The organism is Kitasatospora sp. NPDC091335 (assembly GCF_044757205.1).
GTDB lineage: Bacteria > Actinomycetota > Actinomycetes > Streptomycetales > Streptomycetaceae > Kitasatospora.
In genome coordinates this window covers 17,500-43,471 of the sequence record NZ_JBIVUM010000018.1, presented here as the reverse complement: position 1 = coordinate 43,471, position 25,972 = coordinate 17,500, and the positions used below count along the sequence as shown (strand labels likewise).

General features: G+C 76.7%; 29 protein-coding genes. 13 read left to right on the top strand and 16 right to left on the bottom strand.

Annotation, left to right across the window (positions count from 1 at the left end):
• Nucleotides 1–112 precede the first annotated feature (112 nt).
• Nucleotides 113–478 carry an iron chaperone gene (locus tag ACIQOW_RS30805; RefSeq protein WP_188301210.1) on the top strand — a complete coding sequence of 122 codons (366 nt, stop codon included), beginning with the start codon at nucleotides 113–115 and terminating at the stop codon, nucleotides 476–478.
• A gap of 312 nt (nucleotides 479–790) precedes the next feature.
• On the opposite strand, the gene ACIQOW_RS30800 is transcribed toward ACIQOW_RS30805, so the two are convergent.
• From ACIQOW_RS30800 to ACIQOW_RS30790, 3 genes are all read right to left on the bottom strand, one after another.
• Nucleotides 791–1,537 (bottom strand): phosphotransferase family protein, encoded by a 747-nt coding sequence (locus ACIQOW_RS30800; RefSeq protein WP_401090444.1) that lies wholly within the window; start codon nucleotides 1,535–1,537, stop codon nucleotides 791–793.
• A gap of 710 nt (nucleotides 1,538–2,247) precedes the next feature.
• Nucleotides 2,248–2,832 carry an RICIN domain-containing protein gene (locus ACIQOW_RS30795; protein WP_401090443.1) on the bottom strand — a complete coding sequence of 195 codons (585 nt, stop codon included), beginning with the start codon at nucleotides 2,830–2,832 and terminating at the stop codon, nucleotides 2,248–2,250.
• A 49-nt stretch (nucleotides 2,833–2,881) separates the two neighbouring features.
• Entirely contained in the window at nucleotides 2,882–3,508 is a 627-nt protein-coding gene (locus tag ACIQOW_RS30790) for a hypothetical protein (RefSeq protein WP_401090441.1), read from the bottom strand.
• Between the two features lie 302 nt (nucleotides 3,509–3,810).
• Between ACIQOW_RS30790 and ACIQOW_RS30785 the strand changes: the two genes are divergently transcribed.
• Nucleotides 3,811–4,194 (top strand): alpha/beta fold hydrolase, encoded by a 384-nt coding sequence (locus ACIQOW_RS30785; protein ID WP_401090723.1) that lies wholly within the window; start codon nucleotides 3,811–3,813, stop codon nucleotides 4,192–4,194.
• Nucleotides 4,083–4,631: an alpha/beta fold hydrolase gene (locus ACIQOW_RS30780; protein ID WP_401090713.1), complete on the top strand. Its 549-nt coding sequence runs from the start codon at nucleotides 4,083–4,085 to the stop codon at nucleotides 4,629–4,631. The genes ACIQOW_RS30785 and ACIQOW_RS30780 overlap by 112 nt, the downstream gene beginning before the upstream one ends.
• Nucleotides 4,632–4,677: 46 nt before the next feature.
• On the opposite strand, the gene ACIQOW_RS30775 is transcribed toward ACIQOW_RS30780, so the two are convergent.
• Nucleotides 4,678–5,043, bottom strand: coding sequence for a hypothetical protein (locus ACIQOW_RS30775; protein ID WP_401090439.1), 366 nt, complete (start codon nucleotides 5,041–5,043; stop codon nucleotides 4,678–4,680).
• Nucleotides 5,044–5,152: 109 nt separating this feature from the next.
• Here ACIQOW_RS30775 and ACIQOW_RS30770 point away from each other — a divergent pair, with 109 nt between their 5' ends.
• Nucleotides 5,153–5,470: a DUF6191 domain-containing protein gene (locus ACIQOW_RS30770; RefSeq protein WP_401090437.1), complete on the top strand. Its 318-nt coding sequence runs from the start codon at nucleotides 5,153–5,155 to the stop codon at nucleotides 5,468–5,470.
• Between the two features lie 79 nt (nucleotides 5,471–5,549).
• Here the strand turns inward: ACIQOW_RS30770 and ACIQOW_RS30765 are convergent, their stop codons facing one another.
• From ACIQOW_RS30765 to ACIQOW_RS30750, 4 genes are all read right to left on the bottom strand, one after another.
• Nucleotides 5,550–6,314, bottom strand: a complete 765-nt coding sequence (locus ACIQOW_RS30765; RefSeq protein WP_401090436.1) for a class I SAM-dependent methyltransferase — start codon at nucleotides 6,312–6,314, stop codon at nucleotides 5,550–5,552.
• A gap of 27 nt (nucleotides 6,315–6,341) precedes the next feature.
• Nucleotides 6,342–7,400: a hypothetical protein gene (locus ACIQOW_RS30760; protein WP_401090434.1), complete on the bottom strand. Its 1,059-nt coding sequence runs from the start codon at nucleotides 7,398–7,400 to the stop codon at nucleotides 6,342–6,344.
• The gene (gene wecB, locus ACIQOW_RS30755) at nucleotides 7,397–8,581 is read right to left on the bottom strand and encodes a non-hydrolyzing UDP-N-acetylglucosamine 2-epimerase (protein WP_401090433.1); all 1,185 of its coding nucleotides are present in this window, start codon (nucleotides 8,579–8,581) and stop codon (nucleotides 7,397–7,399) included. Before wecB ends, ACIQOW_RS30760 begins: the two co-directional genes overlap by 4 nt.
• Nucleotides 8,582–8,677: 96 nt before the next feature.
• Complete coding sequence (locus ACIQOW_RS30750) at nucleotides 8,678–9,553, bottom strand: TIGR04222 domain-containing membrane protein (RefSeq protein WP_401090431.1); 876 nt, start codon at nucleotides 9,551–9,553, stop codon at nucleotides 8,678–8,680.
• Nucleotides 9,554–9,887: 334 nt separating this feature from the next.
• Between ACIQOW_RS30750 and ACIQOW_RS30745 the strand changes: the two genes are divergently transcribed.
• Nucleotides 9,888–11,189: a hypothetical protein gene (locus tag ACIQOW_RS30745; RefSeq protein WP_401090429.1), complete on the top strand. Its 1,302-nt coding sequence runs from the start codon at nucleotides 9,888–9,890 to the stop codon at nucleotides 11,187–11,189.
• A 240-nt stretch (nucleotides 11,190–11,429) separates the two neighbouring features.
• Here ACIQOW_RS30745 and ACIQOW_RS30740 read toward each other — a convergent pair whose 3' ends face one another.
• The 5 genes from ACIQOW_RS30740 to ACIQOW_RS30720 form a co-directional block, all read right to left on the bottom strand.
• Nucleotides 11,430–13,043: an alpha/beta hydrolase gene (locus ACIQOW_RS30740; RefSeq protein WP_401090427.1), complete on the bottom strand. Its 1,614-nt coding sequence runs from the start codon at nucleotides 13,041–13,043 to the stop codon at nucleotides 11,430–11,432.
• Nucleotides 13,044–13,535: 492 nt separating this feature from the next.
• Complete coding sequence (locus ACIQOW_RS30735; protein ID WP_401090425.1) at nucleotides 13,536–13,925, bottom strand: hypothetical protein; 390 nt, start codon at nucleotides 13,923–13,925, stop codon at nucleotides 13,536–13,538.
• 18 nt (nucleotides 13,926–13,943) lie between these two features.
• The gene (locus tag ACIQOW_RS30730; protein WP_401090711.1) at nucleotides 13,944–14,285 is read right to left on the bottom strand and encodes a hypothetical protein; all 342 of its coding nucleotides are present in this window, start codon (nucleotides 14,283–14,285) and stop codon (nucleotides 13,944–13,946) included.
• 35 nt (nucleotides 14,286–14,320) lie between these two features.
• Nucleotides 14,321–14,578, bottom strand: a complete 258-nt coding sequence (locus ACIQOW_RS30725) for a hypothetical protein (protein WP_401090423.1) — start codon at nucleotides 14,576–14,578, stop codon at nucleotides 14,321–14,323.
• Nucleotides 14,579–14,733: 155 nt separating this feature from the next.
• A complete protein-coding gene (locus ACIQOW_RS30720) occupies nucleotides 14,734–15,162 on the bottom strand; it encodes a hypothetical protein (protein WP_401090421.1) in 429 nt (142 codons plus the stop codon).
• Here ACIQOW_RS30720 and ACIQOW_RS30715 point away from each other — a divergent pair.
• The 3 genes from ACIQOW_RS30715 to ACIQOW_RS30705 all read left to right on the top strand — a co-directional run bounded on the left by ACIQOW_RS30715 (nucleotide 15,109) and on the right by ACIQOW_RS30705 (nucleotide 17,963).
• On the top strand, nucleotides 15,109–15,732 hold the full coding sequence (locus ACIQOW_RS30715) for a BTAD domain-containing putative transcriptional regulator (protein WP_401090420.1): 624 nt from the start codon (nucleotides 15,109–15,111) through the stop codon (nucleotides 15,730–15,732). The two genes, ACIQOW_RS30720 and ACIQOW_RS30715, sit on opposite strands and share 54 nt — an antisense overlap.
• A gap of 490 nt (nucleotides 15,733–16,222) precedes the next feature.
• Nucleotides 16,223–16,531 (top strand): ArsR/SmtB family transcription factor, encoded by a 309-nt coding sequence (locus ACIQOW_RS30710; RefSeq protein ID WP_401090419.1) that lies wholly within the window; start codon nucleotides 16,223–16,225, stop codon nucleotides 16,529–16,531.
• Between the two features lie 469 nt (nucleotides 16,532–17,000).
• A complete protein-coding gene (locus ACIQOW_RS30705; RefSeq protein WP_401090417.1) occupies nucleotides 17,001–17,963 on the top strand; it encodes a phosphotransferase family protein in 963 nt (320 codons plus the stop codon).
• Between the two features lie 103 nt (nucleotides 17,964–18,066).
• Here the strand turns inward: ACIQOW_RS30705 and ACIQOW_RS30700 are convergent, their stop codons facing one another.
• Nucleotides 18,067–19,650 carry an alpha/beta hydrolase family protein gene (locus ACIQOW_RS30700; protein ID WP_401090709.1) on the bottom strand — a complete coding sequence of 528 codons (1,584 nt, stop codon included), beginning with the start codon at nucleotides 19,648–19,650 and terminating at the stop codon, nucleotides 18,067–18,069.
• Between the two features lie 316 nt (nucleotides 19,651–19,966).
• Between ACIQOW_RS30700 and ACIQOW_RS30695 the strand changes: the two genes are divergently transcribed.
• From ACIQOW_RS30695 to ACIQOW_RS30685, 3 genes are all read left to right on the top strand, one after another.
• The gene (locus ACIQOW_RS30695) at nucleotides 19,967–21,241 is read left to right on the top strand and encodes a sensor histidine kinase (protein WP_401090415.1); all 1,275 of its coding nucleotides are present in this window, start codon (nucleotides 19,967–19,969) and stop codon (nucleotides 21,239–21,241) included.
• Nucleotides 21,238–21,900, top strand: coding sequence for a response regulator (locus ACIQOW_RS30690; protein ID WP_401090413.1), 663 nt, complete (start codon nucleotides 21,238–21,240; stop codon nucleotides 21,898–21,900). The genes ACIQOW_RS30695 and ACIQOW_RS30690 overlap by 4 nt, the downstream gene beginning before the upstream one ends.
• A gap of 99 nt (nucleotides 21,901–21,999) precedes the next feature.
• Complete coding sequence (locus ACIQOW_RS30685) at nucleotides 22,000–22,512, top strand: GNAT family N-acetyltransferase (RefSeq protein ID WP_401090411.1); 513 nt, start codon at nucleotides 22,000–22,002, stop codon at nucleotides 22,510–22,512.
• 211 nt (nucleotides 22,513–22,723) lie between these two features.
• On the opposite strand, the gene ACIQOW_RS30680 is transcribed toward ACIQOW_RS30685, so the two are convergent.
• Nucleotides 22,724–23,557, bottom strand: a complete 834-nt coding sequence (locus ACIQOW_RS30680; protein WP_401090409.1) for an NAD(P)-binding domain-containing protein — start codon at nucleotides 23,555–23,557, stop codon at nucleotides 22,724–22,726.
• Nucleotides 23,558–24,329: 772 nt separating this feature from the next.
• Entirely contained in the window at nucleotides 24,330–24,869 is a 540-nt protein-coding gene (locus ACIQOW_RS30675; RefSeq protein ID WP_401090407.1) for a GNAT family N-acetyltransferase, read from the bottom strand.
• Between the two features lie 163 nt (nucleotides 24,870–25,032).
• Between ACIQOW_RS30675 and ACIQOW_RS30670 the strand changes: the two genes are divergently transcribed.
• Nucleotides 25,033–25,386, top strand: a complete 354-nt coding sequence (locus ACIQOW_RS30670; RefSeq protein WP_401090406.1) for a winged helix-turn-helix transcriptional regulator — start codon at nucleotides 25,033–25,035, stop codon at nucleotides 25,384–25,386.
• 39 nt (nucleotides 25,387–25,425) lie between these two features.
• Nucleotides 25,426–25,566: a hypothetical protein gene (locus ACIQOW_RS30665; protein ID WP_401090404.1), complete on the top strand. Its 141-nt coding sequence runs from the start codon at nucleotides 25,426–25,428 to the stop codon at nucleotides 25,564–25,566.
• Nucleotides 25,567–25,972: the final 406 nt, after the last annotated feature.

Genomic DNA, 25,972 nt, shown 5'->3' with positions numbered 1-25,972 from the left:
CACGGCATCGCAGCAGGTCAGCGGCTCGCGATCGCTGTCGAGTCAGTGACATTGCACCCGGGGAGCGCTTGGAACCCGACCCGAGGCCAAGAATCCGGCATATCGTCTTGGGATGGTGCAAAGTTCCGCGAAAGATGTAGACGGCTACCTGGCTGAGGTGCCCGACGAGCGTAGAGACGTGCTGGTCGAGCTGCGACAGCTGTGCCGACAGGAACTGGCGGGTTTCACGGAGCTCATGGCCTACGGCATGCCCGCTTATGAGCGGGACGGTGTCGTCGAGATCGCCTTCGCCGGCCAGAAGCAGTACATCTCCTTCTATCTGATGCGCAGTGATGTACGTGAGGCGTTCGCCGAACGGTTGGCGGGGCAGGACATGGGCAAGGGGTGTCTGCGGTTCCGCAAGCCGCAGGCGATCGACTTCGGTCTGCTGCGGGACCTGTTGCGAGCCACTGCGGCACGGCCGGGCACGGTCTGCTGACGCCGGCGGCCACCGAGGGAGCGGCGGCAGGTCTTCGACGGGATCCGGTGGCGGGCCAGGACCCGATCCCCGTGGCGGGACGTCCCCGACACTTCCCAGTGCTGTGAGCACGTGGGTTCACCGGATTGCCTGGTCAGGTGACGAGGGCGCAGACAGGCGTGCGGGGCCCTGGCCCGGACGGTGTGGTTGTGGTTGCGGTGGTTCGAGTCGGCGGCGGTGAACACGGCAGTCCCGCCGCCGTTCCGGCGCGAGGGGCCGGCGACTTCCGGCGGGAGGGCGGCTTCCGGCCGCGGCGGTCAGGCCCGCGCGGCCTCACATCCGGGATCTCAGCACGTCGACCTCGCAGCCCGGTGCGAACGGGTCGAAGCCGTGCCCGGCCAGCCAGCGGACCACCAGCAGGCTCCGCAACGACCACCACGCGCGGATCACGTCCAGGTCGACGTCGGCGCCGTAGCCGGCGATGACGTCGCCGAGGTGCTCCTCGTGTCCGAGCGTGAACGTGGCGAGGTCGTACAGGGCATCACCCCGGCCCGCCTCGGACCAGTCGATGATGCCCGTGACCTCGTCGCCGTCGACGAAGACGTGCGCGATCTGCAGGTCGCCGTGCGTGAACGCCGGAGTCCACGGCCGGAGTGCGGCCTCGGCGACCCGGCGGTTGCGGGCGACCAGGCCGGCGGGCAGGACGCCGTCCGTCACGAGCGACCCGCACTCCTCGTCGAGTTCCGCCGCCAGCGCGGCGATGCTCCGGCCTGCCCGTCCGGGCCGGGGCGGCAGCGGCGCGTCGTGCAGCCGGCGGATGGCGGCACCCGCCGCGGCCCACGCCGCCGGCGACCCGGTCGACGGCCCGCCGAGGCTCCCGAGCGTCGTCCCCGCGAGTGCGGCGATCGCGAGCACGGGCGGCCTGCGCCACAGGACCTCCGGGGTCGGGACCGGCGCCAGGGACATCGCCTCGACCTCGGCGTCGACGCGCGCCTGATCGGCGTCCACCTTCAGGAACACGTCGCCGACGCGCAGAGTCACGCGCTCGCAATGGGCGACGACGACCTCGACCTCATCCATGGGCACCCACTATCCCGGGGACGACCGGCCTCCGTCACCGGGTTTCTCACCTGCGATGACGTAACCGACCCCGTCCCGCCGCCCGGGCCGAGCCCACCACGGGTACCGGAACTCCCGGCCCCGGACCGGCCGTTCGCCCCGACGGCCCGGCACCCGGTGGATCGGGGCGCCGTCGGGTCGGGGCGCCGTCGGGTCGGGCATCGCCCTCTCCCCCCACACCGGCGCGGACATCCGCCGCCGGGCGCAGCGGTCGGGGGTGCGGGTTCGAGGAAGAGGTCGATGAGTCGGCCGGGGACGGGTTGTCGGCCGGGGCCCGCGCCGGGTCGGGCGGGCGCCGGCGGCGGACGCACCGCCGTCGGTGGCGGGCCTGTGGCGGGCCTGTGGCGGCGCCGGCGCAGGGCGGCCTGACGGTACGTCTGCCCGCGGTAGCGGCCGGGGCGGGCGGAGCCGGGCCCGCTGGTGTGTGGGCGGGGGCCGGTGCACAGGGCGGCGGCGGTGGGCGGCCGAACGGCAGGTCGCCCGGCGGTACCGGGCCGGCCGCCCCGTGAGGTTCGGAGCGCGCGCCCGGCCCGCCTCCGGGCGGCTTCGGCGGCTCCCGGTACTGCGGTGACCGTCCGTTCGCGACCGGCCGGTTCCGGTGACCGGCCGGTCGCGAACGGAGCCTCCTGGGGGTGCGGGCGCCGGGCACGGAGCCGGCCGGCGGCCGGCCGTCAGGCGCGCTGGAGCTCGTAGACGTCCGGGTAGTTGCTCTGGACGATCTGGCTGCCGGCGCTCGCCAGCCACTTGCCGGAGTGCTGCCCCTTGAGGGTGAACAGGTTCGTGCCGGCGAAGGTCGTCTTCACGAACTGCTGCTCGGTGGGGATGTGGTCGCTGAAGCAGCCGGTGGTGATGATCCAGGCCCCGGCGCTCGTGGAGTTCTGGTCGACGGCGAGGCACCAGTGGCGCCAGGCGTCCTGGAAGACCACTGTTTCGGTGCCGTCGGACTCGGGCCGGTGGCAGTAGATCCACTTCTGGTTGGGCTCGCCGTTCCAGAAGTAGTGGATGACCGAGCCGTGGTTCCCGGGCGAGAGGGCGACGGTGAGGAAGGTTTCGGGGTTGGCGGTGGGGGCCTTGATGCGGTAGGTGCTGTCGCAGGTGAATTCGCCCCAGGTGGTGGTGAGGGCGGCCGGGGCCGGGGCGGGCGCCGCCACGGCCGTCGGGGCGGCGGTGAACAGGAGGGCGACGGCGGCGGCGGCGGTGCCGAGCTCGGTCACCCGGTGCCGGGCGCCGTGGCGGGAGCGGTGCTGAAAGGACATCGTGAACTCGCTTTCACAACTGAGGGGTTGGCGGCGAATCGGTGGACGGTCAGCAGCTGAGCTTCAGACGGGCGGCGGCCCGCAGGGTGCCGGCCGGCTCGGGCGAGGCGCAGGAGACGGTGCCCTTCTCGGAATTGCCGAAGGTGGTGAAAGTGCCGCCGTCGGAGGTGGATTTGATCCAGATGCCGGTGCCCGGGCCGGTGCGGGCGCAGATGTACCGGGCCCATTCGCCGGTCACCTTCTGGAAGCCGCGGTAGCGGCCGTAGTAGCCGGGGAGACTGAAGTTCACGGGCTCGGTGAGGGGTGGGATCCGGGTGCTCGACTTGGTGTCGGCCACCGCGAAGCCGACCTTGGCGCCGACATTGGCGAAGAGCGCCTGGTACTCGGCGCCCATCTCCGTGCTGCCGTTGACCGCGGTGTTCACGACAGCGGTCTCGGCCAGCGTGGTGTTGTACTGGCCGGTGGTCCCGGGGGTGACGTTGACCGCCGCGAACTCGGTGACGACCGGCTCGGTCCGGGCCGAGACGACGTCCTCCCAGGTGCGGTTCCCGTCCGGGTTGCAGATGGTGCTCGGCGGGTCGGCGTGGGCGGGTGCGGCGGCGAGTCCGAGGCCGGCGACCGCGCACAGTGCGGCGAGGCCCGAGGTGAGGGCGGCGCGTCGCTTGCGCAAAGCCATGAGGGTGCTCCTCCGGTCGAATGGGATGCGAACGGATCAGTGACTCGTGCATGTCATTTCTGTGGACGGGGGAATCCTCGCTCCCGGGACGGGACGGCCGCTATCCGTGCTTTCCAGGGGGTGGTGGTGCACGTCGTATGCGCCTGGGGCGAGAGCCGTCCGTGACGTAGCGCACGCCGGTGCCGGGCGGGGCAGGCCGGAGCACCGGATGGCGTGACCGGTCCGAGGTGAGCGCCCGGGCCGTGGCTCCCGGCGGTACGTTCGCCCTGTCCCCGTACGGCGGTTCCGAGGGAGGGTGCGGCATGACGGACGGGCCCGCGGACGCCGGCCGCGAGGTGTTCGTCCGCCTCGGCGGGCGCGGGTTCGCCTACCGGGACTTCGGCGGCGGCGGGCCGGTGGTGCCGGCGCTGCACGGGCACTTCGGGCGGGGCCGGCTCTTCGCCCCGCCGGCCGCCGCGCTCGCCGGGCGCCGGCGGATCGTCGCCCTGGACCAGCGCGGGCACGGACTGTCCGACAACGGGGGCGGGTTCACCCCGGGCACTACACGGCGGACGCGGCGGCGTTCCTCGACGCGCTGGGCCTGGCACCCGCCGCCGTCCTCGGCCACTCGATGGGCGGCGCCGTCGCCTTCCACCTCGCCCGGCGGCGTCCCGACCTCGTCCCGGCGCTCGTGGTCGCCGACATGACGACGCTCAACCGGGAGCCCGAGACCCGCCCCGTGCTGGACGTGACGGGCCGGCCCCGCCGCGTGCCGTCGCGCGGCGCGCTGCGGGAGGCACTGGAGGAACGCGGTGTCCCGGCCGGCTACTTCCTGGACAGCGCGGCGGAGTTCGAGGACGGCTGGGGGTTCCTCTTCGACGCCGGCGACATGGCGGCCTCCCAGGAGAACCTGACCGGGGACTTCACCGAGGTGCGGAACGCCTCCGCCCAGCCGGCGCTGCTCCTGCGGGCCGCCCGCAGCTTCCTCCTCACCCCCGCCACCGCACGGCGGATGGCCTCCGAGCGGGCGAACACCCGCCTGGTGGAGATCCCGGACTGCGGGCACTGGATCCCCACGGACGCGCCCGGCGCCCTCGCCCGCCACGTCGGCGCCTTCCTCGACGGCCTCTCCCCGGCGCCCTGAACACCCGGCGCCCTGAACACCCCCGGCCGGGCGTGGGGCACGGCGGTCACCAGATCCGCACGCCGCCGCCGACGCGCGCGGCCCGGCGGGCGGCGTCGAGGATGTTGTCCAGCCGGGCGGCGATCTGCCCGGCCCGCCCGGGCGGGTCCATGCGGGCGGCGAGGGACTCGGCGCTGCCCAGCAGCAGCAGGACCTCCTCGGTGAACTCGGCCACCTCGGCCGGGGCGACGTCCAGGTCGCCCTCGGCCAGCCGGGGCAGGAAGCGCGCGCCCAGCGAGCGGACCGCCGGCGACCCCCAGAGCGTGGAACGCCGGCGCTCGAATCCCGCGAGGTCCGACGAGCCCTCGGGGACGTCCAGGAGGCGGCACCCGCCGCTCTCGTCGGTGACGAACACATCGGCCGGCAGACTCATCCGGGAAGCGGATCACTCCCCCGCCCCGGCGGTCCACACCCCCCCGGGCCCGGAGGAAAGACCCCGGAACCCCTGTCCGACTGCCGGGCGGGCGGCGATACTGGGCCGCATGGGGTTCCTCATCTTCCTGACGCTGCCGGGCCTGGTACTGCTGCTCACCGCGCTGGCGGTGGTCGACCAGGTGCTGCTGCGGGCCGGCCGCGCCGGACTGCTGCCCTGGCGCACCGGCGCCCGGCAGGGGCAGGTCTCCGCGACCGGCTTCGAACAGCTGCACGCCGGCTTCTCCGCGGGCAAGCAGCACGAGCTCAAGGAGCGGCAGTCGGCGCTGATGCTGCGCGACGACGAGGAGGACGGCGCCCCGCCGAACCGCACCGGGGTGGACCTGGTGCGCGGCTCCGCGGTGATCCGGCTGCCCAAGGCCTCCTGACCGTCCGGCGTTTCGGCGCCGCACCGCGCCGGGCCGGGGACCGCGCCGGGCCGCCGGCGGGACCGGTTCCGGCGCCCGGTCAGCCGCGGTGGAGGGTGAGCGTGTAGAACTGCGCCCCGGCGGGGTCCGCGGTGGCGCCGTAGTCGTAGCCGGCCGACGAGGCGGTGAGGCCGGCGGCTTCGGCCTGGGCGAGGAGGTCGGACTCGCGGCGGGGGCGGATCCGGTCGCGCGTGGTGAACTCCTCGCGCAGGCGCCCGCGGTCGTCGTGCAGGCGGTAGCGGCGCTCGATCCGGTGGCACCCGTCGTCGAGCACCGTGATCCTCTTGTCCCGGGCGAGGAGCCCGTGGGCGTACGGGCGCCGGTAGTCCGGACGGAACTCCTCGTGGTGCCGGACGGGCCGGGGGACGAAGCCGTCGAGGACGAGGACGCCGTCGGGCGCGAGCAGGCCGCGGGCGCTGTCCAGGAAGCCGCGCAGTTCACCCGGCGTCGTGAGGTAGGTGACGAGCGAGTACGGCGCCAGGACGGTGCTGAAGGGCCCGCGCAGGGCGAGGCGTTGGAGGCTCATCCGGGCGACCCGGGCCGTCAGGTCCAGCGCGGCCGCGTCGCGGCGCAGGCGGCGCAGCATCGGCATGGACAGGTCGATGCCGACGGCGTCCGCGCCGTCCTGGAGGAGCGGGAGCAGGATGCGCCCGGTGCCGCAGCCGAGTTCGAGGGTGGGGCCGCCGCGGCGTCGGCACAGGTCCCGGTACCAGCCGATGTCGTCGTGGGGCATGCTGCGGCCCATGTCCTCGGCGTAGATGTCGGCGATCAGGTCGTAGGACCAGGGGTGCGGCTGGGCGTTCACGGCGGTGTCGCTTCCTGCTGGGAGGGGTCAGACGAGGTCGCCCGGCGTGGCGTGCGGCGGCGGTTCGGTGCTGCGGGCCCGGTGCCGGGAGTGCGCCTGGTGCCAGGAGAGTGCCTGTTCGGCGAACATGGCGCTCCAGACGTTGAGTTGCCGTGGCCGGGCGGCCGGGTCGAAGGGGATGGCGCCGTCGGCGCGGACCCTGGCGGCGAGTGCGGCGGCCGTCCGGTCGAGGCCGGGTTCGTGGGGGTGCAGGAGCAGGCCGAGGCGCAGGGCCTGGGCCATGACGTCGCTGCGGCGGACGGTGGCCGTGTCGAGTGATTCGGGCAGGGTGCCGGCCTGGTCGCTTCGGGCGAGGAGCCGTGTCAGGACGGCGGTGGCCGCGGCCCGGTCGGCGCCGGGTGAGGCGAGGTGGCCCTCCAGGAAGTACAGGGTGGGGTGCAGCGGGTGGTCGAAGGCCCGGGCGGGGTCGGGGCGGTGGCGGGTCAGGTGGCGGGCGCAGGCCAGGGCGAGGGGTGGTGGCAGCGGGACGAGGGCCGCGGCGTCGAGGACGCGGGCGGCGGCCTTGGTGAGGAAGGGTCCGCCGCGGGTGGACCAGCGGGGTGGGGGCGGGGCCGCTCCGGGCTCGGTGCGCAGCGGGCGCAGTGTTCCGTCGTGGTCGACGAAGCCGGCGAGGGCGGTCAGCAGGGCGTGCAGGGTTCGTTCGGGTGGGTCCAGCAGTGCGGCGCGGGTGGCCGCGGTGAGGCCGCCGACGAGCATGGCGAGGTCGAAGAAGAACTGGGCGTCGTTGCGCCAGTCCCGGGTGGCGTCGTCGTGGAGGTGGATGCGGGTCGGTGGCAGCGGGCCGGTGGTGTAGCGGCGTTCGACCCATGCGGCGGCGGCGTGGGCCGCGGGTCGGCGGCGCGGGTCGGGCGGCAGGTGGGGGGAGGCGAGCCAGTGCAGGTAGTAGCCGGTGATCTCGCCGTAGACGTAGGCGGCGCGGCCGTCGGGTGCGAGTGCGCCGGCGACCGCTCCGTGTTCGCGGCCGTGGCGTTGCTGGGCGGGTCCGTCGAGGAGCCATTCGCGCAGGGCGCCGGCGGCGTCGGTCATGGGGTGGCCTCCCGGGCGGGTTGGCGGGGGCCGGGGGTCCTGGGCCGGCCGCGGATGACGTGGGCGAGCCGCCGGGCGATCCGTTCTCCGGCGCGGCCGTCCCCGAAGGGGGCGGTGCGGTCGAATGCCTGGGGGCGGGGTCTCGGGGCGGCGAGCAGTTCGTGTGCGGCGTCGAGGACCGCCTGCGGGTGGGCCGGGACCAGCCGGGTGGTGCCGGTGCCGAGGGCTTCGGGGCGTTCGGTGTTCTCGCGGGCCACGAGGACGGGGACGCCCAGGTACGGTGCCTCCTCCTGGATGCCGCCCGAGTCGGTGACCACCAGGGCGGCGCGGGCCAGCGCGTGGACGAACACCGGGTAGGGCAGTGAGTCGGTGAGGGTGATGCGCGGGTGGCCGGCGAACCGGCGTTGCAGGCGCGCCCGGACGGCGGGGTTGGGGTGCTGGGGGCACAGGACGTGCAGGTCCGTGCGGGAGCGCAGGAGTTCGAGGACGGCGTGGCAGAGCGGGTCGAGGCGTCGCCCGACGTTCTCGCGGCGGTGGATGGTCACCACGACCAGGGGGGCGCGGGGTGGCAGGAGTTCGCGCAGGGCGTGGGGGGCGGGGCGGGCGAGTGTCTCGCGCAGGACGTCGATGATGGTGTTGCCGACGGTCTCGACGCTCGTGCCGGTGATGCCTTCCCGGCGGAGGTTGGCGGTGGCCTCGGCGGTGGGGGCGAAGTGCAGGTCGGCCAGGGCGGCGACGCGGCGGCGGAACAGTTCCTCCGGGAAGGGGCGTAGCGGGTGGGCGGTGCGCAGCCCCGCCTCGACGTGGGTGAGCGGCACGGCGGCGGCGTGTGCGGCGAGGGCCCCGGCGTAGGTGGTGGAGGTGTCGCCGTGGACGACCAGCAGTCGGGGTGCCAGGCGGCGGATCGCCTCGTGGGCGGCTTCGCGCAGGCCTCGTACGGTGGCGGCCAGTGAGCCGGAGCCGCGGGAGGGGGCGAGGACTTCGGTGGGGGCGAGGCCGAAGGGTGCGAGCGCGGCGGCCACCATGCCGGGGTGCTGGCCGCTGTCGAGGAGGGCCGTCTCCAGGCCGAGTCGTGGCAGCGCCCGCAGCAGGGGGATCAGTTTGAGTGCCTCGGGTCTGGTCCCGGCGAGCAGCACGACGGGCCCGTTCGGGGGGTGTGGGTGGGGCGGGTCGGAGGTCACGGTGGTGTTCTCTTCCCCGGGGTGTGGCGGCGCGAACCTGACGGCTGATGTTTCGTCAGTTTTGTTCGGTGGGGCGGCCGTGCCGGGTCTGGCGTCCTAGAGTCCGCCGCCGCAGCCCCCGCAGCCGCCGCAGCCCGATCCGCCGCAGGCGCCGCCCAGGCCGACGCCGTCGCTGCCCGAGCCGGAGCCGGTGCGGGAGCGGGCGGCGGTGCGGGCGGTCTTGCGGGCGTGGGAGGCCTCCCGGCAGATCCGCAGGTCGTGGAGGGCCGGCAGGGCGCTCAGCCCGCCGGTGGCCACGGCCTCGATCCCGTACCCGGGGCGGTCGTCCGCGCGGGCGGCGGCCAGCACCCGGGCGCCGGGGGCGGTGGTGCGGCGCGCGGCGGGCCGCGCCTTGCGGTTGATCACCAGGGCGGCCGCGGTCAGGGCGGCGAAGGCCGGCGGCGCGATGCCCCAGTGCTCGCCCCACAGGAACGCCCACACCGTCGCGACCACGCCCGTCACGGCCACCGCGGCGGCCACCAGCGGCATCCACACCGCGAACTCCCGTACCCGGCGCAGCAGTTTCTCGTCGTCGACGAGTCCCTGGGCCGCCAGCCGCCCGCGCAGTGCCCTCGCCTCCGGGGAGCGGTCGAACTCCGCGGCCAGGTCCCCGAGGTCGCGGGTGCGGGTGGGCAGGAGTGCGAGCAGTTCGAGGACCGCCGTCTCGAAGCCGTCCCCGGTGGGCCGGCCGGTGGTGGCGGTGACCTCGCCCGAGCGGGAGGCGGCCAGCAGGCCGCGCTCGTGCATCCGCGCGAACGTCAGGTCCGCCAGGGTCCCGGCCAGGCAGGCGAGTTCGGTGAGGTCGAGGTCGAAGTCCCGTTGCTCCGCGAGCCGTTCGGCCCGGTGCAGGTCCGCCAGCAGGGCGCGGCAGCGGTGCCGGGCCCAGGCCAGGCCCGCGGCCGTCCCCAGCAGGAGGACCAGCAGTACCCCCATGACGGCCCCCTCCCCCGCGACCTGTGCCGCGTCAGCCCAGTGTGGGGATGCCGGGCTGCCTGGGCAAGCAACAAATCCGTTACGGGCAGCGGGAGTTCGCCCGCGCCGCGGACGACCGGAGTGTCCGGTTCACTCGCGCGCGGCAGAGCCGGAAGCTAGAGTCGCGGCCATGACAGCCCGCCGCCGGGGGCGTTCGCGCACCCGGCGGCGGCAGCACCCGGCCCGTCCGTACCACCGCACCACCGGTCCCGCCCGGCGCGTTCGGCTGCTCCACCGGTACGGCCGGCGCCGCGGCGGGCCGCCATGTCGCCGATCAGGGAAGGAAGCCCGTGTCATGACCGTCCGTACCGTCCGTACCGTCCGTACCGGCCGCCGCCGAACGGCCGCCGCCGCCGTCGCCGCCGCGCTCACCGCCGGGGCGCTGCTGGCAGCCCCCGCCGCCGCCACACCATCCGCCACCCCCGCCGTGCCCGCCGTGCCCGCCGTGCCCGCAGCCGGGGCGGGGGCGGGGGCCACGCTGCCCATGACGGTGCTGTCGACCGGCCTGCCCGACAAGCCGTACAGCGATCCGACCGGGCTCAACAACGCCGGCGTCGTCGTCGGCTACGCCTGGGCGTCCGGGCAGGGCGGCACGTCGAGCGCGATCCGCTGGAACGCGGACCGCTCGCCCGCCGTCCTGCCCCCGCTGCCCGGCGAGGACAACGCGCAGGCCCTGGGGGTGAACGACGCCGGGACCGTCATCGGCACCTCCTGGCCCGCACCCCGGAGCCGGACGGAGGCGACGGCCGTGCGCTGGTCCGCCGGCGGCACGCCCACCGCCCTGGCACCGCTGCCCGGCGACACCTACAGCAGGCCCGTCGCGATCAGCGCGAGCGGGATCGTGGCCGGCGTCTCCTCCCACGGCGGCGAGGACCACGCCGTCGCCTGGCACCCGGACGGCACCGCCGTCGCCCTGGCCCCGCTGCCCGGCGACACCCGCAGCGAGGCCTTCGACGTCAACAGCGCCGGCTTCGCGGTCGGCGTCTGCGCCACGGGCGGCGCCGGGGAGCCGCACGCCGTCCTCTGGAGCCCCGACGGCACCGCGGCCGCGTTCGTCACCGACCCGGGCGCCGTCCGCAGCTGGGCGCGCAGGATCAACGACGCCGGCGCGGTGGTCGGCTGGGCCGACCTGCCGGAACCGGGCCTGGGGAGCCTGCGGCACGGCCTGCTGCGCTCGGCCGGCGGCGTCCTGCACGACCTGGGCCCGTCCACCTACCCCGATGCGCTCAACAGCTCGGGTGAGGCCGTGGGCGACTACCAGCCGGACCCGCAGGTCCCGCGCAACCACGCCGCACGGTGGAGCCCGCAGGGCGTCCTGACCGCGCTCGACCCGGCCCCGCCGGGCGGCCGGACGACCGCCACGGACATCAACGACTCCGGCACCGCGGTCGGCTACGCCTGGGACGGCATCCCCTCCCGGCAGTACCAGTCGGGCCGGATCTGGGCCCGCGGCGCCGCCGCCGAGAACCTCGACCCGACCGGTGCCACCAACAGCGCCCGCCTGGTGAACAACAGCGGCCTGGTCGTCGGCCTGTGGCTGCCCCGGGGTGCGGGCGACCTCTACCCGTACCACGTGGCCGCCGTCTGGCGGCCCTGACCGCTCGCACCCGTCCGCACCGGACCGCACCGGACCGCACCCGTCCGCACCGAGCCGCACCGGGCCGCACCCATCCGCACCGGGCCGCACCCGTCCGCACCGGACCGCACCCGTCCGCACCCGTCCGCACCCGTCCGCACCGGACCGCACCCGTCCGCACCGGGCCGCACCGGGCCGTAGCCGTACCGGGCCGCCGCCGGCAGGCAGGGCGGCGGCCCGCGGCGGTCCGGTGCGCGCGGGCTACGTGGCGCAGGTGAGGTCGCGGGCGGGCAGCCGGCCGGTGGCCAGGTAGGCGTTGACGGCGGTGTCGACGCACGCGTTGCCGTACACCGCGTAGTCGGCGTGCTGGACCGCGCCCGCCAGGGTGAGCAGCCGGGAGCTCGGCAGCAGGGCGTGCAGGGCGGCGGCGCCGGTGTAGGGGGTGCGGGGGTCGCCGGTGGCGGCGACGATCAGGGCCGGGACGTCGCGGCGGACCTCGGTGGGCTCCTCGCGGGGGCGGTCCCAGAAGGCGCAGGGGGTGATGTTCTCGGTCATCGGGCCGAACAGGGGGTGGGCGGCGCGGGCGGCTTCGATGTCGCGCCAGTACTGCTCGGGGTCGCGCGGGGCGGGGGCGTCGCCGCACAGGATCGCGGTCTGCGCGCTGGCGCCGGGCGAGCCGGCCGGGGTGAAGCCGGTGCGCAGGAGGGCGGCGACGGCGGGCGGCAGCACGGTGGGGCGGCCTTCGGCGGCCCGGGCGAGCAGGGACACCTGCTCGGCCAGCGCGGCGCGCGCCCCGTCGGTGTCGCTGCCGAGTGCGGTGAAGACCAGGGCGGGGACCTGGCTGTCGTCCAGGCGGAAGGTGTCGGGGCCGGTGCCCAGGGTGAGCGGGGTGCGGGCGGCGGCGGCGAGGACGTCCCCGACGGTGGTGAGGACCCGGGCGCGGGTGCGGCCCAGCGCGTAGGTGTCGTGGCGGGCGGCCGTCCAGTCGGCCCAGCCGTCCAGGGCGCGCTCGTTGGCGTCCTCGGTGCCGCGCATCAGGCGCGGGTTGTAGCGGCGGGGGTCCAGGGCGCTGTCGAGGACCACGCGGTCCTGGCGGCCGGGGAACAGCTGGGTGTAGACCGTGCCCAGGTAGGTGCCGTAGGAGTAGCCGAGGTAGGAGATCCGGCGTTCACCGAGGGCTGCGCGCACGACGTCGATGTCGCGGGCGGTGTTGCGGGTGGTGACGTGCGGCAGGAGTGCCGCACTGGTGGCGCGGCAGGCGTCCGCGGTGGCCTCGGCCTCGGCCTTCCGGCGTTCGAAGCCGGCCCGGGTGGGGCCGGCCGAGGGCAGGCCCGGGCCGTGGGAGAGGCCGCAGTCCAGCGGGGTGCTGCGGCCCGTGAAGCGCGGGTCCAGGCCGATCAGGTCGTAGCGGGCGCCGCTCTCCCCCATCGCGGGGCGTACCAGCAGGCCCGTGGCGAGACCGCTGTTGCCCGGCCCTCCGGGGTTGATCAGCAGGGAACCGATCCGGTGGCGGGTGTCGGTGGCCTTCAGGCGCGATATCGCGACGGTGATGCTCCGGCCGGCGGGGTCGGTGTGGTCGAGCGGCACGCGCACGTCCGCGCAGCGCGCGCCCGCGGCGTCCAGGGCGCGGCCGTCCGCGTCGTCGGGGCCCTGGGCGCAGCGGTACCAGTCGAGGCGCTGGTGGTGGTAGCGGTCGAGCCCGCCGGAGGCGGTGGCGGGTGCGGCGGTGGCGGGTGCGGCGGCGGCGGCGGGTGCGGCGGCGAGGCAGGCGGTGAGGGCGAGGGCGAGGGCCGAGGCCCGTCGTAGGGCGGTACGGGGGGCGGTACGGGGGACGGTGCGGGGGGCGGTACGGGGGGCGGTGCGGGGGGCGGTCATGCGCTCTCCAGACGGCGCGGGTCGGGCGTCGGGGCGGGTCGGCCCCGGGCGGGTCGAGCCCGGGCGGGTCGAGCCCGGGCGGGTCGAGCCCGGGCGGGTCGGCCCCGGGTGGGTCGGCCCCGGGCGTGTCGGCCCCGGGCGGGTCGGCCCCGGGCGTGTCGGCCCCGGGCGGGTCGGGCGTCGGGGCGGGTCGGCCCCGGGCGGGTCGAGCCTTTCAGCGCGGCCGGGGACGGTTCGTCGCCCTGTGGCACGAACTGGCGGTACGTCAGCTGCATCAGGGCGGGTCGTCGGTGTACGGCCGGAGCAGCACGGGCCGGGGGCCGGGCGGGGGGCGGGGGCCGCGTTCGGGTTCACCGCGCCGCTGGGGATCGCCGCCGTGCTCGGCGCGGCGGGGCTGCTGCTCGGGTGGGCGGCGGAGCGCGCCGGGCGCCGGGGGTGAGGACGGCGCACCCGGGCCGGCCCGGATGCGGACCGGCCCGGATCGCGGGGCCGTCAGACGGCGGCGAAGCGCCGCTCGCCGCCGTCGGTGAGGACGCGGCCGAAGCGCATGCCGGGGAAGTGCGCGGCGACCAGCAGGTCGTCGGCGATGCGGTTGCGCACCGCGCAGGCCGGCGCCGGGTCGATGTCCCAGACCACCTGCCAGTCACGTTCGCCGAACTGGACCACCGAGTGGACCACGTCGCCCAGCAGCAGCGCGCGGCGCCCTCCGGAGGAGAGCACGTACACGGTCGTGCCGGGGGTGTGGCCGGGCAGGTGGAGCGCGTCGATGCCCGGCGCGAGGGTGAAGTCGGCGTCGAACAGCTCCAGTTGGCCTTCGACGGGGGTGAGCTTGGCGACGGCCCCGGGGGGTGCGGGTGAGCGTGCCCACCCGCCCTGCCGCACCCCCCTTGGCGGCGGCGCTCAGGAGCCGAGGTCCAGGACGCGCACCGGCTCTCCCTTCCAGCGGGCGGGGTCCGCGGTGGCGACGAACGCCCCGTCGGGGCGTTCGGGTGTGGGGGCCGCGGCGTGGCGGACGTGGGCCTGGGCCCACGTGGTGTCGGCGGCCAGCGCGAGGGTGGCGGCGAGGTCCAGGTCGAGCACGGTGAGGGCCGGCAGGGCGGCCAGGTGCTCGGCTGTGCCCGGGCGTTCGCGGTCCGCCTCCACCAGGGCACAGGCCGGGGCGTAGAGGTACCAGCCCGGCTCGGCGTGGGCGCGGTGGATGAGGCGGGAGACCAGCAGGTTGCCGCGGCCCGCGGCGAGCATGGCGGTGTCGTCCAGGACGACGTGTACGGCGTTGTTCACCGGCCGGCCGCCTCGGACAGGCGGCGGTCGAGTTCGGCGTCCAGGCCGGCGGTGCGGGTGGCGTCCGGGTCGTAGCCGTTCCACTCCTCCAGCACACCGCGGGCCGTTTCGGCCCGTTCGGCCCGTTCGGCCGGGGTGAGCAGGTCCTGGGCCAGGCGGGAGAGGTAGGCCCGCAGGGACAGGTGCTCGCCTGCGGCGATCTCGGCCAGGCGGTCTCGCGCCTCGGCGGGGATGCGGATGTTCGCGTCGGCCATCTCGGCTCCTTCCGTTGCCCTCAGGATACGGGTACGCACCCGTATCCGTCACGGTTTCGGCGGCCGGCGGGCGGGCCCCGCCGTCCCCCGTGCCCGGGGGGCGGCGGGGCCTTCCCACCACCCCTCGCCAGGTGGTCGGCTGGGCCGTGCCCGGGTCAGACGGCGGCCGGGGCGGGGGCCGTGGGGGCGGGGCGGGTGAGGCGGTCGTCGGTGAAGGCGAGGGCGCGCAGGTGGTACGGGCGGACGGCGTGGCCCAGGGAGAGGTTGTGGCCGGCGCGGCGGGCGGTGGCGAGGCGGGCCGGGCCCGGGGGGAAGGCGGCGGTCAGGGCGGCGCGGGAGGCGTCGTCCAGGCGCCACCAGTGCTCGTGGTCGGCCGGGGTCAGGCGCACCGGTACCCGTACGCGCGCGGCGAGCGCACTGTGGCGGGCGGGCCAGGTGGCCAGTTCGCGGGATTCGAGGGCGGGCACGGGGGTGAGCAGGGTGCGGGCGGCGTGGAAGGTGCCGGGCGGGTAGAGGGCGAGGGGGCCCCGGTGGAGGCGGCCGCCGCCGGCGAGGTCGTCGGAGCACTGGCCGGCGGCGCTCACGCGGTCGCCCGGCAGCCGGCCGCGGGCGCGCTGGCGAACCCGCGCGGGGCGTTCCTGCCCGGCCACGAGGGCGCGTGGGCACAGGGGGTGCGCGAGCACGTCGAGGAACTGCGGATCAGCGCCCTGGAGACGGCGAGCCTGGGGGCCTGCGCCCTGGGTGAGGAGCACCACGCGCTGCACTGGGCGGACGAGGCGGTGCGCCGCGCGCCGTTCCGGGAGAGCGCCCACCGCTGCCGGATGGAGGCGCTGGCCGCTCCCGGCAACCGGGCGGAGGCGCTGCGCTGTTACCAGCAGCCGCGGCGGGTGCCGGCGGAGGAGCTGGGCATCGACCCGGCCGCCGAGACCCAGCAGCCCACCTCACGCCGCTGCGCACGCCCGTTCCCGCGGCGCCGGCGCCGGTGCCGGCGGCGGCGGCGGTGCGGGCGGCGGCGGCGGTGCGGGCGGCGGCGGCGGTGCGGGCGGGCGGCGGCGGCGGTGCGGGCGGTGGATCCGGTGCCGACGGGCATCTTCGAACCCCTGGCGCCGGCCCGTCTCGCCCGTCCCGCCGCCACGCCGGTGCGGGCCGCCTGACCCCGCGTGCCCCGACGGGCCGCCGGCCCGAGGACAACGGCCCCGGCCGCTCCCCGCCCCGCCGGCGCCCCCGCCCGGCGGGGCGCGCCACGCCCGTGCCCGCGCCCCCTGTCCCGGCGGGCGCCCCGTACCCGTGCGGCCCGTACCGCACCGCCCCGGCCGGCCCCCCGGCGCGGGTCGCGGGTCCCCCGCCGGGCCCGCCCCCGGCCCCGTGGCCTGCCGCGACGCCGGCGCCGCGCACGTGCCAGCCGCCGCGCGCCCCCACCCCTACCGGGCGCCGCGCCCCCTGCTCCCGCGCCCGGGGCGGGCTGCGCGGGCCTTGCGGCGGGCGTGGCGGGCAGGTCGGGCATAGTAGCGTCGTGTACGTGAAGTCGCGCGCACGGCGCGGTCTTTGAGCATCGGACGGGGGTCCAGTTGTCGGGAAGGGGTGGTGGGTGTGGGACGGGCACGCGTGGCGGCGCGGGTGATCGTGCACCCTGGTGTGGAGGACGTGAGCGTCCAGCAGGTGCTGGAGGCACTCGCTGATCCGGCCCGCAGGTCGGTGGTGCGCACACTCGCACACTCGGGAGCGGACCTCAGCTGCGGCTCCTTCGACCTTCCGGTGGGGCGTTCGACCTCCAGCCACCACTTCAGCGTCCTGCGCGAGGCGGGGCTGCTGCGCCAGTACTACGTGGGCACCACCAAGATGAACGCGCTGCGCAGCGAGGAACTGGAAGGGCGTTTCCCCGGACTGCTGGCGGCGGTGGTCGCCGCCGCCGACGCGGAGGCCGGCCAGGGCCGGTCCCTGCCGCGGACGTGACGGGACGCGGCACGGCATGACGGGGACGCGGGCGGGAGCGGAGGGGCGCGGCCGGACGTGACGGGGCACGGCCGGACGTGACGGGGCACGGCCGGGGGTGACGGGGACGCGACACGGCATGACGGGGACGCGGGCGGGAGCGGCGGGGAGGCGGCACGGCATGACGGGGCACGGCCGGACGTGACGGGGCACGGCCGGGGGTGACGGGGACGCGGCACGGCATGACGGGGCACGGCCGGGAGCGGCGGGGCACGGCCGGACGTGACGGGGACGCGGGCGGGCCCCGGGGCGGCGGGCGGGAGCGGCGGCGCCGTTGTGCGGACGGGCTCCGGCCGGCCCCGGGGCGGGGCGCCTGCCGGACCCCGCTGCCCGCCTGAGCAGTGGACGCCGGGTCGCCGGGGCGCGGTCGCACGGGAGTTGAGCGCCCGTCAGCGGTCCGCGCCCAGGGCGGGGCGTAGGCTTGCCGCCCGTGATCGACAGTGAGGGTCTGGGCCAGGGGTGGGACGCGACCGGCCGGTGGGTGCACGAGCGGCTCGCGCCCGGTGAGCGGATCGCCCGGGTGAGCGCGCTCCAGGGCGGCTGGACCTCGCGGATGCGCCGCCTGGACATCGAGGGCCCCGCCGGCCGGGCCCCGTACACGCTGGTGCTGCGCTCCCTCGTCACACCGTTCTACCGCCGCCACGCGCCGGGCCTGCTGGCCCGCGAGGCCGGCGTGCTGCGCCTGCTGGAGGACACCGCCGTCCCGGCGGCCCGGCTGCGCGCCGTGGACGCCGAGGGGGCGGTGTGCGAGCACCCGTCGCTGATGATGACGCACCTGCCCGGCCGGGTTCGGCTGGCCGAGGACGGCCGGGAGCGGCGCGCGACACTGCCGGCCGGGCAGCTGGCCGCCGTGCACGCCCTGCGGGTGGACGAGGCCCACCGGCCGCGGACCTGGCAGGCATGGACGTCCCCGCGGCGGGTCCGGGTGCCCGACGGCACGGCGCGCGCCGGGCTGTGGGCGCGGGCGGTGGAGGTGATCGCCGGCCCGGAGCCCCCGCACCGGGGGTGTTTCCTGCACCGGGACTTCCACCCCGGCAACGTGCTGTTCACCGGGCAGCACGGGGACCCGGCGATCGGCGGCGTCGTCGACTGGGCGGAGACGTCCTGGGGCCCGCCCGACCTGGACGTCGCCCACTGCTCGACCGCCCTGGCCCTGCTGCACGGGCCCGGGGCCGGCCTGGCGTTCGCCGACCACTACACGGCCGCGGGCGGCGAACTCGCCACCGGCCGCGCCCACCTGTACTGGCGGCTGCTGGACGCCCTCGCCTTCGCCCCGGACGCCGAGAAGGTCGCCGTGCCCCGGCGCGAGCTGGGCCGAGACGACCTGACACCGGCGGTACTGACCGGGCGCCTGGAAAACTACCTGCACGCCCTCTTCGAGCGCTACACCTGACCGCCCGCCCCCCCGGGGGCCACGCCCGCCCGCCGGACACACCCGCCACCGGGGACGCCCGGGCCGCAAGCACCGGCCCGGACGCCCCCGGCGGCCGGGCCGGTCAGCCGCCGGCGCCCGAGCGGTGAACGGTGAGGTCACCGTAAGCCGACAGGGCGGCGCCCGGGCGGTGGACGGTGAGGTCACCGTAAGCCGACAGGGCGGCGACCGGGTGGTGGACGGTGAGGTCACCGTAAGCCGACAGGGCGGCGGCAAGGTCCCCGGGCCGGCGGCGCACGGTGGCGTCCAGGAAGGCGAGCGTGGCCGCGGCGACGACGCGCGGGCCGCGGGTGCGGCCCAGCGAGCCGACCATCGAGGGCACCGGCGGCAGGTACAGGGGCGCGTCGGTGAAGGTGAGGTGGGCCGCGCCCGGAATGGTGAGCCGGTAACCGGTGGCGGTGGCGCGGCCGAGGACCTCGGCGAGACGGGGGAGGTAACGCGGGTCGGTGGCCGGGCCGACGGCCTGGGTGAGGGCCAGCACCGGCCGGCGCAACGGCGCCGGGTCGGGGTCACGGGGGTAGCCGTCCAGGTCGATGACCGCGGTGAACCGGCCGTCCTGACGGGCGGCCTGCAAAGCCGCGGCACCGCCCAGGGAGTGACCGGCCACCGCCGCCCCGGCGGTGTCCAGGCGTCCGGCCAGCGGGTCGCCGCCCTCGCCCCGGTCCAGCCGCTCCAGCCGGGTCAGGACGAAGCCGAGGTCCGCGGCCCGGATCCGCGTCGTCTCGACGGCCCGCCGCTCGTCCTCGGCGTCGTCACCGGTGGCGGCGAGCCCGGTACCGATCGTACGGCCGTCCGCGAGGACCACCACGGCGGAGTCGTACGGATGGTCGAGGGCCGCGACCACGTAGCCGTGAGAGGCCAACTCCTCGGCCCAGACGGTGTTCTGGGTGCGCACCCCGCCCAGCCCCGGCGAGAACAACACGACCGGGAACCGCGCGCCCCCACCGGCCGGCACCGCGCCGGGCAGCGCGTGGCTGCGGGCGCGCGGGACACCGTCGACCAGGAAACCGGGCAGGCCCGCGTAGCGGGCGAGGGCACCCGAGACGGTACGCGCCTCCTGCTCCGTACGGCCCAGATACCGGGCCCGCGGCGCACCCGCCGGGCCGCCCTCGGCCGGGTACCAAAGCTGGACGACGACCACGCGCCGATCACCCGCGTCCACGGCAGCGGCCTCCGGACGGTCCACGTCGGTCCACTGCACCACCCGGCTACCCACCGCGAAACGGCCCGTCGGCCCGGGGAACACCGGGACGGGGAAGGCCCACGCGGCCCCGGGACCGGCCGCGGTCAGGGCCAGGCACACCGCCGATCCCGGCAGCGCCACCCACCAGCGGGCCCGCCCGGCCGGCCGCGCTCCGCGCCGGCGCCGCACCAGCGGGGAGAACGCGAACGGCAACGCGAGGGCGGCACCCGCCAGGACCGGCAGCATCTGCCAGCGCAGCCCCGCCACGCCCAGCACCGCCGCGCACAGCACGACGGCCGATCCCGCCGCGACCGTGACGGGCGGACGGGCGGCGGCGGGAAGCCAGCGCGCCACCACCAGCGCGACAGCGCCCAGCAGGGCGAGGATTTCCAGGGGGGACATCTGCGGTCCCGTCATGATCTCGGTCACCCGGCCATCCTCGGCGCGCGCCACCCGCCGCCACATCAATCCCCGGTCGCCGCCGCCCGCCACCGCGATCGCAGCCCCGGACCACGCGCCGTACGACCGGGGGCGCACCCGGACACCCCGGACCGGCGGCCGCCCTGCGACCACGGGAGGTAACGCGGCTCCTCCTGCGGTCGTACCCCGGCCCCCCGCGATCAGACGGCGGGCTCATGCGCCGCCGTATGCCGCGGCCCTACGGTGACAGGGCCGCGGCACGCGCCGGGCCGCGCCGGCCCCGCACCCGGCCCGGCCCCGGCCGCACCCGGCGGCGCTCCCGGCCGGGACCGCCTTGACACCGAACCGACGGGAACGCGTGATGACCGAGGCGGCCGCGCACACCGGCACCGCCCACCCCCCGCACCACCGGGACCGGGCACCACGGGACCCGACGGCCCCGCACTCCACCCGCCGCCCCGGCCCGGCGCGCGCACTGAACACCCTGCGCCGCCGCGGCCGGCGGCTGCCGCCCGCACTGGGGGACGCCCTGCTGTCGGCACTGCTCCTGGTCAACATCGCCACCACCCGCGAGCCGCGGGAACTGCCCGCCGCCCTCGCCCTCACCGCCGCCCTCACCCTGCCCCTGCCATGGCGGCGCCGGGCCCCGCGCGCCGTGTTCGCCGCCGTGGCCGGCGCGGCCCTCCTCCAGTGGCTGGCCAACATCCAACTGCCCGCCGACATCGCCCTGCTGGTCGCGCTCTACACAGTCGCCGCGACCACCGGCCGGCTCCACACCCTGATGGCCGCGGCCGTCGTCGAGACGGGCGCCGTACTGGCCTGCCTGCGCTGGACCGCCGACGGCGCGTTCGCGACCCCCCTCGCCGCGGTCACCGCGACGGCCGTGGCCGCCGCCGTCCTGGGCGTGAACGTCCGCACCACACGCGCCTACCTCGCCGCCGTCGAGGAACGGGCCGCACGCCTGGAACAGCACCAGGAACAGCAGGCACGACTGGCCGCCACCGAGGAACGGGCCCGCATCACCCGCGAGATGCACGACATCGTCACCCACAACCTGTCCGTCATGGTCGCGCTCACCGACGCCGCCCTCTACGCGCAGCACCGCTCACCCGACAGGGCGACCGGCGCGATGCGCCAGATCGCCGAGACCGGCCGGCAGGCCCTGACCGACATGCGGCGCTCCCTGGGCGTGCTGCGCACCGACGAACCGGACGCGCAGCGCCACCCACTGCCCGGCATCGCCCAACTGCCCGCCCTCGCCGACCAGATGGGCGCCGCCGGACTGACAACCAGCCTCGACGTCCACGGCGCCCACGCCCCCATGCCCGCCACCGCCCAGCTCACCGTCTACCGCCTGGTCCAGGAAGCCCTGACCAACGCCCTCACCCACACGCCCCCCGGCACCCGCGCGACGGTCCTGGTCCGCTGCTCGGACCGGACCGTCACCGTGGACGTCACCGACGACGGCCCCACCCCGCCACCCGCCGGCACCACACCGGGCGGCCACGGCATCCCCGGCATGCGCGAACGCGCGGCCGCCTACGGAGGCACCCTGCGGGCCGGCCCGCTGCCCGGCGGCGGCTGGCACGTCCACACCCGCCTCGACCTCGACAGCAACACCCAGGTGTCCGCATGACGATCCGCATCCTGATCGCCGACGACGAAGCACTGCTGCGCATGGCCTTCGCCACCGTCCTGGAAGCCCAACCCGACATGACACCGGTCGGCGAGGCCGCCGACGGCGCCCAGGCCGTCCACCTGGCCCGCGAACTGCGGCCCGACGTCGTCCTGATGGACGTCCGGATGCCCGGGACCGACGGCATCGAGGCAACCCGCCAGGTCGTCCGGGCCTGCCCCCGCACCAGCGTGCTGATCCTCACCACCTTCGACCTCGACGCGTACGCCTTCACCGCACTCGACGCCGGCGCCTCGGGCTTCCTGCTGAAGAACACCAGGCCCGAGGAACTGCTCACCGCCATCCGCGACGTGGCCGCCGGCGACGCGGTCCTCTCCCCCCGGATCACCCGCCTCCTGCTGGAGAACTTCCGCCCCCACCTGCCCGGCCCCGCCCACGCCGCCCGCGACGAACGGCTGCGCCGGCTCACCCCCCGCGAACACGAAGTGCTCGTCCAGGTCGGCCGCGGCCTGTCCAACACCGAGATCGCCGCCGCCCTGCACCTCGCCGAAGCGACCGTCAAATCCCACCTGGGACGCGTCCTGCACAAACTCGGACTCCGCGACCGGATCCACGCCGTGATCTTCGCCTACGAGAACCGCCTCGTCCGCCCGGCCTGACACCACCACCGGACACCGGACACCGCCACCGGACACCCCGCCCCCCGGACGCCGCCGCGGGCGGAGCAGGGCGGGGCCGGGCACGGCCGCCGGGGCGGGATGTCCCCGGGTTTACGACGATGCCCCCATGGACACCCCGACCCCCCTACGCTCCTGGTCCGCCCCGCCGGCCCCGCGGACCGCAGCGCACTGACCGGCATCGACACCGTCGCGGCGGCGGGCGACCCGGCCCGGCGCGCGGCCGTACGGCGCTGGTGCGAACAAGGCAGCGCCGTCCTCGCCGAGGACGCCCCCGGGCCCCTGGGGTACCGCGTCCTGGAGCACACCTTCTTCGGGCAGGGCTTCGTGACCCCACTGATGGTCGCCCCCGGCGAACGCGGACGGGGCATCGGGGCCCGCCTGCTCCACGCCCTCGAAGCGGCCTGCACCACACCGAAACTGTTCACCTCGACGAACGTCTCCAACCAGCCCATGCAGCGCCTGCTCCACCGCGCCGGCTGGCAGGCCGCCGGAATCCTCCACGGCCTGGACGAGGCAGACCCCGAACTGTTCCACCTCCGCCCGCCGCAACGCCCCGCACCCGGTACCGGCCCCACTCACCCGGCAGGCTGAGACCACCACACCCCGCCACCCGCCCCACCACCCGGCCCGGCTCCCGGCCTTGCGGCGGCAGGGCGGCCCAGCAGCCCGGCATGGGCGAGCGGCCCGCCACCCGGCCCGCCTCCCGGCCCGGCTTCCGGCCTTGCGGCGGCGGAGCGGCCCAGCGGCCCGGCGTAGGCGAGCGGCCCGGCTCCCGCCCCGGCTCCCGGACCGGCTCCCGGCCTTACGGGGCGGCAGGGCGGCCCAGCGGCCCGGCATGGGCGAGCGGCCCGCCTCCCGCCCCGCCTCCCGGCCCGGCTTCCGGCCCGGCTTCCGGCCTTGCGACGGCAGGGCGGCCCAGCGGCCCGGCGTGGGCGAGCGGCCCGGCTCCCGCCCCGGCTCCCGGACCGGCTTCCGGCCTTGCGGCGGCGGGGCGGCCCAGCGGCCCGGCATGGGCGAGCGGCGGGGCCACGGCCTGGGCGTCCACGCCCTCGCCCACCCACAGACCGATCAGCAGCGCCGCCGCCGCCTCCAGCAGATGCGCCCGGGCCAGCGGCCCCGCGGACACCGGCTCACCACCCGCATCGCGCACCAGCGCGGCGACGGCCGCCAGCGCGCCCGGGTCGTCCCCGCACAACGGCACCGCCAGCGCCCGCCCACCGAAGACCGGCGGGCGCAGGTCCCACACACCCGCGTGGCAGAGGTTGAACGCCTTGACCACCCGCACCCCGGGCGCGGCGGCCGCGACCCGCTCGGCCGCCGACGGCCCGTACCCGGTCGCCAGGGCGAACCCGGCCGCCACCGGGTTCGAGCAGTCCACCACGGTACGACCCGCCAGCACCCCGGCGTACTCCGCCACCACCACAGGCCCGGCCCGCCACGGGACGGCCAGCAGCACCGCGCCGTCACCGTGCTCCACCGCCTCCCCCACCGTGCCGCAGCGCACCCCCGCGTCCCGGGCCGCCGCAGCCGCCCGCTCCCGCTCCCGCCCGCCCACCAGCACCTCGTGCCCGGCCCCCGCCCAGGCACCCCCCAGCGCCCGCGCCATCGCCCCACTGCCCACGATCCCGACCCTCACACCCGTCAACTCCCCTGCCACCGCCACGTCTTCACACCCCGACGGCACGACAGTAGACGCCCCCTCAGGCACCACCCGGTACCCCACCCGCCACCAGCACCTTCCCCGCCGGACCCGAAGACACCGGCCACCCCGCCTACGGCCACCCGCTTCGACGCAGTCCCCCTGCGGACAAACGGAGTTGCCGCCCGGGAGCGGACCCGGACAGCATGATCCGACCGCGCCCGGCGAGCGACCCGACCGCCCGCCCGCCCGCCCGCCCGGGAATCCGACCGCCCGGGAATCCGACCGCGCCCGGCGGGGGGGGTCCGCGGAAGACCCGGAGTCCGACGTGGTGCTGGCCTGCGCCGCAGGCGCGGGACTCGACCTCGTCCCGGCACTCAGGTCGGTGACCGGGCCGAACGCCCGGCACAGCGGGCAACTGCCCGGAGCCGTCCCGGTGACGGCCGTGGACCGGACCCGGTCCGAGGACGCGGCGCAGGCGGCGGGACGTCTCGACGCGGCCGGCGCGCGAGCCCACCTGGCCTGCCGGCGGTGTGAGCGGGCGATGTCGCCACAGGACTGCCCGGTGGACCCGGAGCCGTGCTCCTCGCCCTGCCCGTCCCCGACGGGCTACCCCGCGAGCCGGCCGCGAACCTGACCGGACCGCGCCCGGCCCGGGCCCTGGCCCGGGATGGCGCCCGGCCCGCGGGCGGGCACGTCACGGCCGCGGGCCGTTCGCGCGGGGACGGGCGCGGACGGGCGGGTCCGTCCCGGTGGTCGCCTCGCGGGCTCAGCCGGCCAGCGTGACCGGGGGCCTGATGCCGAGCCACTGTTCGGCGCCCCAGGCCTCGAACCGCTCCACCTCGGTGAACCCCAGCTTCGCCGCGAGACGCATCGAGCCGGCGTTGGCGCTCTGAGTGGTGAGCACCACCGGCTCGCCGGGAAACGCGCCGGCGAGCCAGCCCAGTGCCCCCGCGCACGCCTCGGCGGCGTACCCGTGCCCCCACGCCGACGGCAGGAACAGGTAGCCGAGGTCGGCCTTCCCCGCGGCGGCCGGGCGGCTGTGCCCGGTCGCCCGCCGGAGCAGGACCTGGCCGATCACCGCCCCGTCCAGATCGACGGCGAAGCTCCCCGGCCACCGCTCGGGCACCCCGGGCATCCCGCGTTCGAGCTCGTCACGGGGCCGGGGGCCGCCGAGGCAGGTGTGCACCTGCGATGAGGCGAGCAGGTCGATGAACGCCGCACGGTCCCGGGCCTCGGGCTGACGGAGCACGAGCCTGCCGGTCCTGATCGACTCGGGCGGCCAGGTTGCGAGTCCCAGATCTTCCACCCGGACACGCCAACAGGCACCCGCACCAGGCGAACGGGAGACGTCCGGCTCCACCCCGGAACGGCCCACCCCTGACCATGGCCCCTCAACTCCCCTGCCACCGAACGGCCTCCACCGGCCCCCGGCGCGACAACGGGTACCCGGATCGGGCAGCATCCGGTCCATGACCGACCACCAGGGCCTCCTCGCCGACTGCCCCGCCCGTCTCGCCTTCGACCTACTCGCCCACACCTGGGACCCCGTCATCCTGTGGGCCCTGCGCCGGGGCCCGGTACGCCCGCACCAGCTGGTGAAACACATCGGCGGCATCAGCCCCAAAGCCATGAACCAGTCCCTCCACCGCCTACGCGCAGCAGGCCTGGTCCAACGCCTGCCCCGCCCCGGCACTCCCCCGCACGTCGACTACACCCTCACCCCACTCGGCCGCACCCTGCTCACCCCCCTCGCCACCCTCGGCACCTGGGCCGCCACCCACGGCAACGCCGTCACCACCACCCAGACCAGCCCCACCACCTGACCCACCCCGCCCCGGGTCGGGGGGGTGGGGCGGGGGGTGGTGGAACGCACGCTGAGCCGGCTGATGCGCTCGCGGCGCCCGGTGCGCGACTACGAGACGCTGCCCGCCGTGCATGAGCAGAGGGTGCTGTGGTCGATGACGATGCTCATGAGCCGCCGCCCGGCCCGGCGGCGAGCGTGAACCGTCCCGGGGTGGGCTCGTCGGCCCAGTCCCGGTCGGCCGGCCGCTTCATCTTCGACCGAACTCCTTCCACACGTGCCGGAACCGGCTCCGGTCCCAGTACGGCAGTGGTCTCCTGACAGGACGTCACTGGATTCCCGCCGGATGCTTGTTCGGTGAGCCTAGCGAGGATGCGCTGGCAGTGGGGAGCGAGCGCGTCCATGGAAAGCGCGGGACGCCGCACCGGGACGATCGAGCCCGATCGCGCGGCCCTCGGTAGGAGAACCTCGGCGGGCGCGTTCGTCGCGGGCTCCGACCCGGACGACTCACCGGCTCCCGGGCCGGCTTCACCTGCCTGTCCGGGCCGCGGCCCGGACCGAACCTCGCCGACGCGCTGCCGGACGATCAGCCACTCGTGCCAGGCCGT